The following is a 12,900-nucleotide window of genomic DNA, read 5'->3' as shown; positions in this document are numbered from 1 at the left end:
ATCTGGCCTGTCGGGCCCAATTCCCCCCATTTGAAAGGGTGCCACTGTGGCGCAAACGTCTTTTCCTGCCTCTCCATCCGGCGTGCTGGCGCTCACCATGGGTGATGCCTGCGGTATTGGCCCGGAAATCATCGCCAAATGGTGGGTTTCGGCCAGTGGCCCGGCCGTGGTCGTGGGGTGTCCCCAGGTGATGCAGCGCGCCATCGGCTGGCTGGGGCTGAGCGAGCAACTGGAGGTGGTGAAGCTGAGCGCCGTGGCACAGCACACCAGCCTGGCGCCAGGGCAGATGGGGGTGTGGGTGCCACCGGGCCTGCCCGTGGATCTGCTGGATGCGCCGACAGGGCAGGTGGATGTTCGTGCGGGTCGGGCGGCGGCGGCCTGCATCCGCGAGGCGGTGCGCCTGGCTCAGCAAGGGCAGGTGGCCGGCATCGTGACGGCCCCCCTGCACAAGGAAGCGCTGGCCCTGGCGGGCGAGCCTTACCCTGGGCACACCGAGTTGTTGCAGGCCGAAGGCAGCCCGGCCGGGCAGGCGCCTGCACCGGTCCGGATGATGCTCGCCAATGACGAGCTCAAGACCGTGCTGGTCACCATCCACGTGGCGTTGCGCCAGGCCATCGAGCAGGTGACGCACGCCTCCGTGCTGGAAACCATCCGCATCACCCACGCGAGTGCACAACTTTGGGGCATGACCAGGCCGCGCATCGCGGTGGCCGGGCTCAACCCGCACGCCGGCGAGGGGGGCTTGTTTGGCGATGAGGAGCTGACCATCATCGGCCCGGCCATCGCTGCAGCAAAGGCCGAGGGGATCGACGCGAGTGGCCCCCATGCCCCCGACACCGTATTCATGCGGGCCCGCCACGCACCGGGGCATCCCGGCGAGTTCGATGTGGTGATCGCGATGTACCACGACCAGGGACTGATCCCGGTGAAGTACCTGGGCCTGGATCAGGGCGTGAACGTCACTTTGGGTTTGCCCTTCGTGCGGACCAGCCCTGATCACGGGACGGCGTTCGATCTGGCGGGGACGGGGCGAGCGGATGAAGCCAGTTTTGCCCAGGCCGCGCGCATGGCGCGGGTGCTGGTGGCAGGGCGAGCCGTCGGTCAGGCTGGGTCAGGCGGCTGAGCGGGCGCGTGCCGGCGCGCTGTGGCCACTGCCGCCGCCACTGAGTGCGGCCAGCTGGCGGCGGGCGCGCACCGTGGCGCGTTCGATCAGCTCGGCTTGTTCGAAGGCCTTGAATCGGCCCGAATCGCACATCTTCGCCAGCGTTCTGGCTGTCAGCGAGATGGTCTGCTTGTGCGTGTGGCCGTGGTTGAAGATGAAGAAGGTGCGACCGTCGCTGACCCAGGTCAGGCGAACCTTCTTCCACTGGCCCTGCATCATCATCTGATAGGCGGCGCCCTTCTGGATGTGGTGCACCAGTTGCAGCCCGGCGGATGGCGGGGCGGGTGCGTCCAGATTGATGTCGATTTCCGTGAGGCTGGGGTCGTTGTCGCCGGGCAGGTTCAGGTCGATGTCCAGCGGGCCCTCGGCCACCACGGCCGCTTCGGGCAGGAAACCGGCTTCCTTGATCTCGGTGGGCGACAGGGCCGGTACAACCGTCAGGACCGGTGGGGCCTTGATGTCATTGAGCGCTTCCGGCAGCGGATCGTTGGCGGCTTCTTCGCGGCTGGGAATGGCGATCTGCTCGACCTTGGTCAGCTGATGCTCCAGCAGGCGCTGCGTCAGGTCATGCTGCGGCGCGGTTTTCAGGCACTCGGCGTGGGCGGGCAGCAATTGCGCGAAGAAGGCCTGTTTGGCCTCTTCCGCCCACTGGATCAATGCCAGCCCCTCGTTGAGGTCCTTCATCAACTGCGGCAGCTTGAGCAGGAATTCCTTGCGCAGTTGCGGGTGCCCCTTGGGCTGCACACTCAGCGCCAGATTGTGACCAGCGGCCTTCATGCGCGCCGCCAGTGGAGACTGCGCACCATCGCGCGCAGCGGCCATCACCTGCACCTGGCTCCAGATCTGCGACAGGAAGTCCCGCAGGAAGTCCGGCATCTCGACGTCGGCCAGCTCCCGCTTGAGGATCTGCATGTAGCGCTGGTGCACGCGCAGGTCGGCTTCCTTGCCGTTGAGCATGGCCGCCACCGCTGCGTTTTCAGCGGCTTCGCGGGCGTTTTCACCGTCGATGAAGGTTTCCAGCTCGGCCAGCTTGGACTCATAGGTGTCCATGCGGTCGAAATCACCGTCCACGATGTCGTTGACCAGCGCGGTGATGCGCTCCAGGCAGGCCTGGCCCGGGCCGCTGTCGTAGTCGTCGAACGAGGCAGAGAGTGTCGCGATGCGGTTCACGAAGCGCCGCACCGGGTGCTTGCGTGAATTGAAGAAGCTCATGTCCGCCAGCGCCACCCGCAGGACGGGCATTTGCAGGCGGGCGATCTGGCGGGCCATCTGTGGCGACACCTTGGGGTCGGACAGCACCTGGTCGAACAGGGCGGCCACGATGTCGATCACCATTTGATCGAGTGCCGCGCCGCCGCTGGCCTTGACCAGCTCTTCACGGTGCGCGCGAATCAGGTTGACGGCCATCAACGGTCCGGCAAAACCGGCGCCGGCTTCGCCAGGCGCCATGCCGTACGCTGCGGCGCCCCCCTCTGCGGGCAGGCCGCCAGGGAAATCGGCAGTCCAGCCTGGTGGCGGCGATTGGGCGGCGATCTGGCGCAGGAGGTTCTGGAAGTCCGGGCTGACGGCCGGCAGCGCGCCCGGCTGGCGCGGTGCAGCGCCTCGCAGCCCCATGGGCGTGGCGCCGTCCGCCATCGGCATGGGCATGGAGACACCGAACATCTCGCTGAGCGCCTGGGCCGCCCGCATGTGCGTTTCGGCATTCAGGGGCGCCGTGTTCTGGTAGCCGGACGTCACGCGCCCACCCATGCTGTCGGGGAAGGTCCCTGGCTGTGTGGGTTGAGGTAGCTCACCGCTGAGGCTGCCGGGGTTCGTGGGCGACATGCCGCCATGCACGCTGGTGGTGCTGCGCGTGCGGTTGACAGTCAGGCCTCGTGGCGTGACGCCCTGACTCCGCAAGTCCGCCACGATCTGGCCGTAGCACGTGGCCAGTTCCGGGCCCAGGACGCGCCCCAGGTGCTGTGCGAGCACCTGCACGACGTCGTCGGCACTGTTGAGGTCGGCGATGGCTTCCAGCAAGGCCCGTGCGACTTCTTGCGGGCGAAGCGGATTGCGTTCCGGATTGGGGTCGTTCATCAGGGCCGTCATGTAGGCGGCCAGGGACTCCAGTTCGGCATCGCATTCATGGGTGAGCGCCTGCGCCAGGCGATCGGCGGTGACGCCGCGCTCCACCTCGGCGTTGTCCACCAGGGACAGGGAGGCCCAGTCGGTCTCCGTGGCCAGCACCTGGTGACCGCTGTGCTGTGCGCGGGCGCTACCCGCGATCTTGTCCACCTGCTGGCGGAACCGTTTGCCGAAGGCACTGCGCAACTGGTGGGATTTGAGCTGCAGATCACGTTCGGCGCTCATCAGCACCTGCCGCTGCAGGTTGCTGGTGGCCGACAAGGTCAATGGACCGAGCTGGGTCGCGACCTTGTCGACGGCATCCGACACCGCCGTGTTGACGCGGCTGATGGCGCGGTCAATAACGAGGTCGAAACGTGGGTCGGTCACAGGACGGGTCCAATCAGATCAAAGGGGCACATGTACTGTCCCAAAAAGGCATTGCCTTTGATCGTTGGATATCGGCCGGTCCTGCCCGGCCTTTCGTTATTTTTTCAAACTGTCACGAATCTCACGAAGCAACACGATGTCTTCGGGCGTGGGGGCGGGGGCTGCCGGAGCGGCTGCAGGGGCCTCTTTCTTGATGCGGTTGATCTGTTTGATCATCAGGAAAATGATGAAAGCCAGGATCATGAAGTTCAAGGCGACGGTGAGGAAGCTGCCGTAAGCGAAGACGGCGCCAGCCTTTTTGGCGTCTGCCAGCGTCAGCCCGGCCTGCTGCCCGGCCAGTGCGATGTAGTAGTTGCTGAAATCCAGCCCGCCGACCACCTTGCCGACCAGCGGCATGATCAGGTCATTGACCAGCGAATCGACGATTTTGCCGAATGCGCCACCGATGATCACACCGACGGCCAGATCGACCACGTTGCCCTTGACGGCAAATTCCTTGAACTCGCTGAAAAAACTCATGGCTGCATCTCCAATGCTTGAGGGAAGTTAATTTGTCATCCTCAGTAACTGTAGGCGTGTCGCACGTGTTTGCCTGTGACGCCGACGCGCTCTTTGGCGGGGTTCAAAGCCAGTTGTTGCCAAAAAGTTACAGGCTGAATCCGTCCTGAGTCTGATCAACAAGTTGGGTCGAGCGGGAGAGGGGCCGCTGACGTCCGTTAGAATGCGAGGTTGACCCCAATCTCATCGTCCCATCAGTCCTCTATAAGTCCAAAAGGATACCCATGAGCAATCAGCCAGTGGATCAAAGCCGTCGGACCTGGGTGACCATGGCCTGCGCCGCCGGTGGCGTGGGCGGCGTGGCCACCGCCATCCCCTTCGTTTCGACCTTCCAACCTTCAGAACGTGCTCGCGCAGCGGGTGCTGCCGTTGAGGCTGATATCAGCAACCTCAAGTCGGGCGAGATGATGACGGTGGAATGGCGCGGCAAACCCGTGTGGATCATCAAGCGTACGCCCGAACAGGTCGCCGGTCTGTCCAAGATCGATGGCCAGCTGGCTGATCCCAAGTCCGAGCGCAAGCTGGAAATGACGCCGGAATACGCCCGCAACGAGCACCGCTCCATCAAGCCTGAAGTGCTGGTGGCTGTCGGTATCTGTACCCACCTGGGTTGCTCGCCTTCGTCCAAGTTCCAGGCCGGCCCTCAGGCTTCGCTGCCTGATGATTGGCCGGGTGGTTTCCTGTGCCCTTGCCACGGTTCGACCTTCGACCTGGCTGGTCGCGTGTTCAAGAACAAGCCCGCTCCAGACAATCTGGAAATCCCGCCTCACATGTACCTGTCTGACACCAAGCTGCTGATTGGTGAAGACAAGAAGGCCTGACAGGAGACACGCAATGGCTGAATTCAAGCAAGCGCCTGCCGGCGCCTCGGCAGGCGAAAAGTTGATGACCTGGGTCGACAACCGATTCCCGGCCACCAAGATGTACAAGGAGCACATGTCCGAGTACTACGCGCCGAAGAACTTCAATTTCTGGTATTTCTTCGGTTCGCTGGCCATGCTCGTGCTGGTGATCCAGATCGTGACCGGCATCTTCCTGGTCATGAACTACAAGCCCGATGCGGCCCTGGCTTTCGCCTCGGTCGAGTACATCATGCGTGATGTGCCTTGGGGCTGGTTGATCCGCTACATGCACTCGACGGGCGCTTCGGCGTTCTTCATCGTGGTGTACCTGCACATGTACCGTGGCCTGATCTACGGTTCCTACCGTACCCCACGTGAACTGGTGTGGATCTTCGGTTGCCTGATCTTCCTGTGCCTGATGGCTGAAGCCTTCATGGGCTATCTGCTCCCATGGGGTCAGATGTCCTACTGGGGCGCCCAGGTGATCATCAACCTGTTCTCCGCCATTCCTTTCGTCGGTCCTGACCTGGCCATCCTGATCCGCGGCGACTACGTCGTGGGCGATGCCACGCTGAACCGCTTCTTCTCGCTGCACGTGATTGCCGTGCCCCTGGTCCTGCTGGGCCTGGTGGTGGCGCACATCATCGCGCTGCACGAAGTGGGTTCGAACAACCCCGACGGTGTGGAAATCAAGCAAGGCCCCAAGGATGCCAACGGCCATCCGCTGGATGGCGTGCCTTTCCACCCCTACTACTCGGTGCACGACATCGTGGGCGTGGTGGGCTTCCTGATCTGCTTCTCGGCTGTGATCTTCTTCATGCCCGAGTTTGGCGGCTACTTCCTGGAAACGCCCAACTTCATCCCGGCTGACCCCTTCAAGACACCAGCGCACATCGCACCGGTCTGGTACTTCACGCCTTTCTACTCGATGCTGCGTGCCACGACCGACCAGATGATCACCGTGCTGACCGTCATCATCGGTCTGGCTGCCTTCCTGAACCTGATCAAGGGCAAGGGTACCGGTCAGGCCAAGATTGCTGGCGTGGTGGCTGCTGCCGTGCTCATCGGTCTGCTGAAGGTGTTCGAAGCCAAGTTCTGGGGCGTGGCCGTGATGGGTGGTGCCGTGGTGATCCTGGCTGGTCTGCCCTGGTTCGACAAGAGCCCGGTCAAGTCCATCCGCTATCGTCCGAGCTGGCACAAGATTGTTTACGGCATCTTCGTGATCAACTTCGTCATCCTGGGTTACCTGGGTGTGCAGCCTCCCTCTGAAATCGGCGGCTTGGTGTCCATGGTTGGCACGCTGCTGTACTTCGGCTTCTTTGTGCTGATGCCCTGGTGGAGCCAGTTGGGTACTTTCAAGAAGGTGCCTGACCGCGTGACCTTTACGCCCCACTGATAGACGGAAGCAGGAAACACAGACATGAAAAAAATCCTTGCCTCTTTGCTGGCTGCGTTTGCCCTGGTCTCGGGCGCGCACGCCAATACCGAAATGGTGTTGGACAAGTTCCCCAAGGAACGCGTCACCGACCTGGCTGCCCTGCAAAACGGTGCCAAGCTGTTCGTCAACTACTGCTTGAACTGTCACGCTGCTGCTTTCATGCGCTTCAACCGCCTGAGGGACATTGGCCTGACCGAGCAGCAGATCAAGGACAACCTGCTCTTCCCGACCGACAAGGTGGGTGAAGTCATGAAGGTGTCGCTGGATCCCAAGGACGCCAAGGCCTGGTTCGGTGGCGTGCCGCCTGACCTGACGCTGATCGCACGTTCGCGCGCCAGCAGCAGCGGCAGCGGTGCAGACTATCTCTACACCTACCTGCGCAGCTTCTACCGCGACGACACCCGTCCGACCGGCTGGAACAACATCGTGTTCCCCAACGTCGGCATGCCGCACGTGCTGTGGGAACTCCAGGGCCAGCGCAGCGCCAAGTTCGTGGAACACGCTGATCCGCACAACCCGGCCAAGGTCGAGCATCACTTCGAAGGTTTCGAAGACATCACCAAGGGCACCCTGTCTGCGACCGAGTACGACAGCGCCGTGGCCGATCTGGTGGCCTATCTCCAGTGGATGGGTGAGCCTGTGCAGAACCAGCGCACCCGCCTGGGCGTGGGCGTGCTGATTTTCCTGGGTATCTTCTTCTTCATCGCATGGCGCCTGAACGCTGCCTTCTGGAAAGACGTGAAGTGATCGAGGCGCTCTCGCTGAGTCTTCAGTGAGTGCGTTGATGGCGCAGTGGCCTGCTGCAAAGCAGTCACTGCGCTTCGTTGTTTTGTGGTGCCCGTGGCACCGCGAGCCTTTTTAGACTGACTTTTAGGAGCCCACCGCCATGATGGTGCTTTACTCCGGAACGACCTGCCCTTACTCGCATCGTTGCCGCTTCGTGTTGTTTGAAAAGGGCATGGATTTCGAAATCCGTGACGTCGACGTCTTTGCCAAGCCGGAAGACATCGCCCTGATGAACCCGTACAACGAGGTGCCCATCCTTGTTGAACGCGATCTGATCCTGTATGAGTCGCACATCATCAACGAGTACATTGATGAGCGCTTCCCGCATCCTCAGCTGATGCCTGGTGACCCTGTCGCCCGTGCACGCGTTCGCCTGTTCCTGCTGAACTTCGAAAAGGAGTTGTTTGCGCACGTGAACCTGCTCGAAGGCCGTGGCGGTCTGAAGGGCAACGACAAGCAGCTGGAAAAGGCCCGTTCGCAGATCCGTGATCGCCTGACTCAGCTCGCTCCGATCTTCCTGAAGAACAAGTACATGCTGGGCGACGATTTCTCCATGCTGGACGTGGCGATTGCCCCGCTGCTGTGGCGCCTGGATTACTACGGCATCGAGCTGTCGAAGAACGCACTGCCGCTGTTGAAGTATGCTGAGCGCATCTTCTCGCGTCCGGCCTACATCGAAGCCCTGACGCCGTCTGAAAAAGTGATGCGCAAGTAAGTGATCCGATTCCGGTCTGAAGAGCAGCATGTCCACTGAACAAGATTCCCAGGGTTCATCCACCCGGCCGTACCTGATTCGTGCCTTGCACGACTGGTGCACCGACAACGGGTTCACGCCCTATCTGGCTGTTTATGTGGACCGCTCCGTTCAGGTGCCGCAGGAATACGTCAAGAACAACGAGATCGTGCTCAATGTCAGCTTCGAGGCCACAAGCCAGTTGCAGTTGGGCAATGACTACATCGAGTTCAAGGCGCGTTTCGGCGGCATGGCGCGGGATATCTGCGTGCCCACCGATCACGTGATTGCCATCTATGCCCGTGAGAACGGGCAGGGCATGGCCTTCCCCGTGCCGACATCCCTGGGGGGTGAGGGCGTTGATTCGCCTTCCTCGCCGGATGACGGCAGTGATGTGGCGGTTCTGCATGCGACCCTGCCTGCAGATCACCCGGCAGAGCGTGGGCCTTCATTGAAGCTGGCCAAGGCGGGCAAGAGTGACGGCAAGGAACCTGCCGCTGTACCTGCGCCCAAGGATCGCCCCAAGTCGGTCAAGCCGGTTGAGGTGGAGTCTGCGCCGAAGCTGGTGGATGGCGGTGACGAGCCTCATGATCCTCCCCCGACTGGCGGTGGTCGCCCGGCGCTGCGACGCATCAAATAAGCCTGATTCCCGTAGTAGAATATCGGCTTCTGATCTCGCAGTCCTTGATTGCAAAGATCTGATGCCGGCTTAGCTCAGTTGGTAGAGCAACCGCCTTGTAAGCGGTAGGTCGTCAGTTCGAATCCGACAGCCGGCACCATATTAAAAAGCCTGCAACCCCTCATAAGGTTGCAGGCTTTTGTCTTTGCGGGCCTGGCTTAGCGCGGATGGTCTGCGCTCGGGCACTGATAGGCCTTGCCGCTCAGGCTCGTGGTGTCATAGCCCACGTTGGGCTTGTCCCAGACCACGTGGGTAGCACCCATGCCGTCCGCTTGTCGCAACAGGGTCTGCTTGATGTTGTCGACGCCCTTGGGCGCAAAGAAACCAGTCAAGCCAGAGCTGCTGCTCAAGGTGTCCAGAAGCTTGCAGCCCACCACCATGTCGGCGTTGCCTTCGATCACATGGCCGGCATAACGCTCATGATGCTGTGGTGCGCTGCTGCAGGCAGCCAGCGCGGCCACCAGCGTGGCGCAGGTGAGCGTGATCAGGCGCTTGGGTGTCATGTTGTCTCCTGTCGAATCGGGTGCGGTTGTATTCAATGTAGCGCATGCATTCTGTGCTTCATAGCGTTCCAGCTTGCGCCATCACAAAGAACAAAGGCCCGCACGTGGCGGGCCTGCTGCAAGGGCGTTGGCCTGAATGCCGTCAACGAGCGCTGGTTTATTGCGCCACCAGCTTGTTGAGGTCGACCAGGTCGTCGGCCTTCAGGGTGCCGGCCGCCTGCTTGAGCTTGATGGAGCCCACGATGACGTCGTAGCGGGCCTTGTAGAGGTCCTTCTGCGTGGAGGTCAGTTGGGTCTGGGCGTCCAGCACGTCCTTGTTGATGCGCACGCCAACACGGTAGCCCAGTTGCGTGGCCTCGAGTGCCAGCTTGGCCGAGGCTTCAGCAGCCTCATAGGCCTTGACCTGGGCCAGGCCGGACTGCACGCCTGAGAACGCCTGGCGCGTGGCCAGGGCGACGCTGCGCTTCGCGTTGTCCACATCTCGTTCGGCCTTGTCGGACAAGGCCAGCACTTCCTTGATGCGGTTCTGGATGGCGCCACCAGCGTAGAGCGGCACGTTCAGTTCAACACCGATCAAGGCCGTGGTGCCGGAGCCTGCCGTTGCAGACGTGGAGTTGGAGTCGATCTTGCTGCGAGACAGGTTGGCCACGGCATCGAGTGTGGGCCAGTGACCTGCCTTGGCTTTCTCGATTTCCAGCTTGGCCACCTTCAGACCCACTTCGGCCTTGCGCACGGCAGGTGCGTTGGCAGTCTGGGCCACCCAGTCGTCCATTTGACCTGGGGCCAGTGTGTCGAGCTTGGACGGTGCGAGCAGGGGGCTGGGCGTCACGTCCGTGCGGCCCACCAGTTGATCCAGGGCGATGCGCTTGACGCGCAGGTCATTGGTGGCCGCAATTTCCTGGGCTGATGCCAGGTCGAATCGGGCCTGGGCTTCGCGGGTGTCCGTGATGGTGGCATTGCCCACTTCGAAGTTGCGCTTGGCCGACGCCAGTTGTTCGGCCAGGGCCTTCTTGTTGGCCTGGGTCGTGTTGAGCACGTCCTGGGCCGCCAGCACATCGAAATAGCCTTGGGTCAGGCGCGCGGCGAGGTCGTTTTCAGCGATGGTCAGATCGGCCTGGGCAGCGATCAGCGACTGTTCAGCCTGATCCACCTTGGCGGCATCAGCGCGGTTGAGCAGCGGCATCTTGCCCGCCAGGGCGATGCTCTTGGTCGTGGTGTTCGCGTTGTAGGTGGTTTGCCCCAGCATGGCGTATGCAGAAGGGACATCCGTATCTGCGCCGAAGTGGCTGCGGTTGATCGACCCTTTCAAGCCCAGGCTGGGACGCAACAGTGCATAGGTCTGCTCCACCTGATATTGCACCGACTCGGCCTGCGCCTTGGCAGACAGGTAGGCGGCGTCATACCCTTTGGCGGCCTGATACAGGTCCACCAGATTTTCGGCTTGCGCATGTGTCCAGCCCGCCAGGCTGAGAAAGGCCGCAGAGCAGGCCATGGCGAGGGCACGCTTCTTGGCGGCAACGCGTTGGCCAGTGGGCGACACGGCCGTTTTGACGGACTTGGACATCATGATTCCTCAATCAAATGGGTATGGTTCTTCAGAACTGGAACCGGCTGGGCTCGGTGAAGCCGGCCAGTCGGGGCGCGATCGTGTCAAACAGCACCTGGCTGCTGAACTGCGCGTCGTTCACACGGGTGTAGAGCGTGGCCTGCATGATGGGCTCCTGCCCAACGATGGCCAGCAGGCGACCGCCAGTCTTGAGCTGGTCCAGCAGGCTCTGGGGAACCTGTGCGACCGAGCCGGTCAGCAAAATGGCGTCGTACGGTGCCTGGCCAGGGAAACCGGCGCTGCCGTCGGCTTGCACCACTTCCGCATTGTTCACAGCGGCGTTACGCAGATTGGTGCGGGCCGCTGTGGCCAGGGCTGCATCGGCTTCCAGTGCAATCACGCGCTGCGCCTTGTGGGCCAGCAGGGCCGCGACGTAGCCGGTGGTGGCACCGATCAGCAGCACGGTGTCGCGCTTGCTCAGGTTCAGGTCCTGGACCATGCGGGCTTCAACACGGGGAGCCAGCAGGGAGCGGCCTTGACCCAGCGGAATCTCCAGGTCCATGAAGGCCTGGGCGCGGTGGTCGGCGGGGATGAAATCTTCGCGACGAACGGCAGACAGCAGGGCCAGCACCGAGGTGTCCAGGACATCCCAGGGGCGGATCTGTTGCTCGATCATGTTGAAACGGGCTTGTTCGACGTTCATGCTGGGCATCCTACGGGAGACGGTAAGTGAAAGTAATCCGGATAAAACATAGATTTTAAGAAGAGCCGCAGGGTTTGCCTTAATGCGACAGTGACTTGTCCGAATTAAAGCGATTTTTTACCCACATGCTGAAATCGTCCAGGAAGGTGTAGATCACGGGCACCACCACCAGGGTCAGCAGGGACGAGGCGATGACACCACCGATCACGGCCTGACCCATGGGCGCCCGCTGTTCGGAGCCCTCCGTCAGGGCAAAGGCCAGCGGCACCATGCCGAAGACCATGGCCAGGGTGGTCATGAGGATGGGTCGCAGCCGCACACGGGCAGCCAGCAGCAGCGCTTCTCGGCGGGGCAAGGGCTCGGTGTTGTCGGTCTCGCCACTGTGGCCCAGGCGCGCCCGGTTGGCGAAATCGACCAGCAGGATGGCGTTCTTGGTGACCAGGCCCATGAGCATGATGATGCCGATGACGGAGAACATGTTGAGCGTGGAGCCGAACACCAGCAAGGTCACGACCACGCCGATCAGGGTCAGTGGCAGCGAACTCATCAGGGCAATGGGTTGCAGGAAGCTGCGGAACTGCGAGGCCAGGATCATGTAGATGAAGATCACGGCCAGGCCCAGCGCCGAGGCGGCGTATTCGAAGGCCTCCTTCATGTCCTTGGTCGAGCCACCGAAGCGATAGTGGTAGTTCGTGGGCCAGGGCGTCTTGTCCAGGATGGCCTTGATGTCGGCAGAGACCTCGCCCATGGAGCGGCCCGTCACGTTGGCGGTGATCTCGACCTCTCGGTTGAGGTCGCGGCGGTTGATCTGCGTGGGGCCCAGGCCTTCGATGACGTCGGCCACCTGGTGCAGCTTGACGATGCGGGGGCGGCCCTGTGCATCGGTGCCCGCCACCAGGGGCAGGTTGCGCAGGTCTTCTGCGGTGCGGCGGTCTTGCGGACGCAGGGACACGCGGATGTCGTAGTTCTGCTCGTCGGAAGCCAGCCAGCTGCCCACCGTCTTGCCTTCCACCAGCACGGACAAGGCGTTGCTGATCGCATCCACATTGAGGCCCAGGTCGGCGGCCGCATCGCGGCGCACGCGGATGTCCAGCGTGGGCTTGTTGGGCTTGAGGCTGGTGTCCAGGTCAACCAGGCCCGGCACCTTGCTCAGCTTGTTCAGGGTTTCCTGAGACAGCTTGCCGAGTTCGGCCAGGCTGGTGCCCTGGATGGAGAGCTGAATGGGCTTCTGGCCGCCCACCGAATCCAGCAGGCCGACGTGGGTGACGGTGATGTCGGGCAACTGGCTCAAGGCTTGCCGGAGCGGTGCAGAGAGCTGGTCCACGCTGCGTTGACGTTGATGCCGATCCTTCAGGCGCACATAGATGCTGACCTGGTTGCGCCCCAATGAAAAGCCCGTGTTGATGGTGGACAGCGTGTAGCTGACTTCGGGCATGTGGCGGATCAGCGCTTCGACA

General features: G+C 62.3%; 12 protein-coding genes and 1 tRNA gene. 7 read left to right on the top strand and 6 right to left on the bottom strand.

Annotated features, from left to right (window positions below; translation table 11 throughout):
- Positions 1–97 precede the first annotated feature (97 nt).
- Positions 98–1,123: a 4-hydroxythreonine-4-phosphate dehydrogenase PdxA gene (gene pdxA, locus VFW93_RS05815; RefSeq protein WP_329693077.1), complete on the top strand. Its 1,026-nt coding sequence runs from the start codon at positions 98–100 to the stop codon at positions 1,121–1,123.
- Here the strand turns inward: pdxA and VFW93_RS05810 are convergent.
- On the bottom strand, positions 1,112–3,655 hold the full coding sequence (locus VFW93_RS05810) for a DUF1631 family protein (protein WP_329693044.1): 2,544 nt from the start codon (positions 3,653–3,655) through the stop codon (positions 1,112–1,114). The two genes, pdxA and VFW93_RS05810, sit on opposite strands and share 12 nt — an antisense overlap.
- 96 nt (positions 3,656–3,751) lie before the next feature.
- Complete coding sequence (gene mscL, locus VFW93_RS05805) at positions 3,752–4,174, bottom strand: large conductance mechanosensitive channel protein MscL (RefSeq protein ID WP_329693043.1); 423 nt, start codon at positions 4,172–4,174, stop codon at positions 3,752–3,754.
- Between the two features lie 263 nt (positions 4,175–4,437).
- Here mscL and petA point away from each other — a divergent pair, with 263 nt between their 5' ends.
- From petA to VFW93_RS05775, 6 genes are all read left to right on the top strand, one after another.
- Positions 4,438–5,034 (top strand): ubiquinol-cytochrome c reductase iron-sulfur subunit, encoded by a 597-nt coding sequence (petA, locus tag VFW93_RS05800; RefSeq protein WP_329693042.1) that lies wholly within the window; start codon positions 4,438–4,440, stop codon positions 5,032–5,034.
- Positions 5,035–5,047: 13 nt separating this feature from the next.
- Positions 5,048–6,451 (top strand): cytochrome bc complex cytochrome b subunit, encoded by a 1,404-nt coding sequence (locus VFW93_RS05795; protein ID WP_329693041.1) that lies wholly within the window; start codon positions 5,048–5,050, stop codon positions 6,449–6,451.
- 24 nt (positions 6,452–6,475) lie between these two features.
- Positions 6,476–7,240: a cytochrome c1 gene (locus tag VFW93_RS05790; RefSeq protein WP_329693040.1), complete on the top strand. Its 765-nt coding sequence runs from the start codon at positions 6,476–6,478 to the stop codon at positions 7,238–7,240.
- Between the two features lie 139 nt (positions 7,241–7,379).
- Complete coding sequence (locus VFW93_RS05785; RefSeq protein WP_125242292.1) at positions 7,380–7,994, top strand: glutathione S-transferase N-terminal domain-containing protein; 615 nt, start codon at positions 7,380–7,382, stop codon at positions 7,992–7,994.
- A 28-nt stretch (positions 7,995–8,022) separates the two neighbouring features.
- A complete protein-coding gene (locus VFW93_RS05780; RefSeq protein ID WP_329693039.1) occupies positions 8,023–8,652 on the top strand; it encodes a ClpXP protease specificity-enhancing factor in 630 nt (209 codons plus the stop codon).
- A gap of 63 nt (positions 8,653–8,715) precedes the next feature.
- Positions 8,716–8,791 (top strand) — tRNA-Thr (locus tag VFW93_RS05775).
- Between the two features lie 58 nt (positions 8,792–8,849).
- Here the strand turns inward: VFW93_RS05775 and VFW93_RS05770 are convergent.
- The 4 genes from VFW93_RS05770 to VFW93_RS05755 form a co-directional block, all read right to left on the bottom strand.
- A complete protein-coding gene (locus VFW93_RS05770) occupies positions 8,850–9,194 on the bottom strand; it encodes a hypothetical protein (protein ID WP_329693038.1) in 345 nt (114 codons plus the stop codon).
- A 157-nt stretch (positions 9,195–9,351) separates the two neighbouring features.
- Positions 9,352–10,761 (bottom strand): TolC family outer membrane protein, encoded by a 1,410-nt coding sequence (locus VFW93_RS05765; protein WP_329693037.1) that lies wholly within the window; start codon positions 10,759–10,761, stop codon positions 9,352–9,354.
- A gap of 28 nt (positions 10,762–10,789) precedes the next feature.
- On the bottom strand, positions 10,790–11,443 hold the full coding sequence (locus VFW93_RS05760) for a protein-L-isoaspartate O-methyltransferase (RefSeq protein ID WP_329693036.1): 654 nt from the start codon (positions 11,441–11,443) through the stop codon (positions 10,790–10,792).
- Between the two features lie 79 nt (positions 11,444–11,522).
- The coding region (locus VFW93_RS05755; protein WP_329693035.1) for an efflux RND transporter permease subunit at positions 11,523–12,900 on the bottom strand (1,378 nt) is incomplete at its 5' end.

Source organism: Aquabacterium sp., assembly GCF_036279675.1.
GTDB lineage: Bacteria > Pseudomonadota > Gammaproteobacteria > Burkholderiales > Burkholderiaceae_C > Aquabacterium.
The sequence above is the reverse complement of the archived record's forward strand: the minus strand, read 5'-3'. Positions and strand labels throughout refer to the sequence as shown.

What these genes read in the sequence shown, in the direction of transcription:
- mscL (WP_329693043.1), bottom strand. Translation starts at nt 4,174, where the DNA reads ATGAGTTTTTTCAGCGAGTTCAAGGAATTTGCCGTCAAGGGCAACGTG.
- VFW93_RS05795 (WP_329693041.1), top strand. Translation starts at nt 5,048, where the DNA reads ATGGCTGAATTCAAGCAAGCGCCTGCCGGCGCCTCGGCAGGCGAAAAG.
- petA (WP_329693042.1), top strand. Translation starts at nt 4,438, where the DNA reads ATGAGCAATCAGCCAGTGGATCAAAGCCGTCGGACCTGGGTGACCATG.
- VFW93_RS05760 (WP_329693036.1), bottom strand. Translation starts at nt 11,443, where the DNA reads ATGAACGTCGAACAAGCCCGTTTCAACATGATCGAGCAACAGATCCGC.
- VFW93_RS05785 (WP_125242292.1), top strand. Translation starts at nt 7,380, where the DNA reads ATGATGGTGCTTTACTCCGGAACGACCTGCCCTTACTCGCATCGTTGC.
- VFW93_RS05790 (WP_329693040.1), top strand. Translation starts at nt 6,476, where the DNA reads ATGAAAAAAATCCTTGCCTCTTTGCTGGCTGCGTTTGCCCTGGTCTCG.
- VFW93_RS05770 (WP_329693038.1), bottom strand. Translation starts at nt 9,194, where the DNA reads ATGACACCCAAGCGCCTGATCACGCTCACCTGCGCCACGCTGGTGGCC.
- VFW93_RS05780 (WP_329693039.1), top strand. Translation starts at nt 8,023, where the DNA reads ATGTCCACTGAACAAGATTCCCAGGGTTCATCCACCCGGCCGTACCTG.
- pdxA (WP_329693077.1), top strand. Translation starts at nt 98, where the DNA reads ATGGGTGATGCCTGCGGTATTGGCCCGGAAATCATCGCCAAATGGTGG.
- VFW93_RS05765 (WP_329693037.1), bottom strand. Translation starts at nt 10,761, where the DNA reads ATGATGTCCAAGTCCGTCAAAACGGCCGTGTCGCCCACTGGCCAACGC.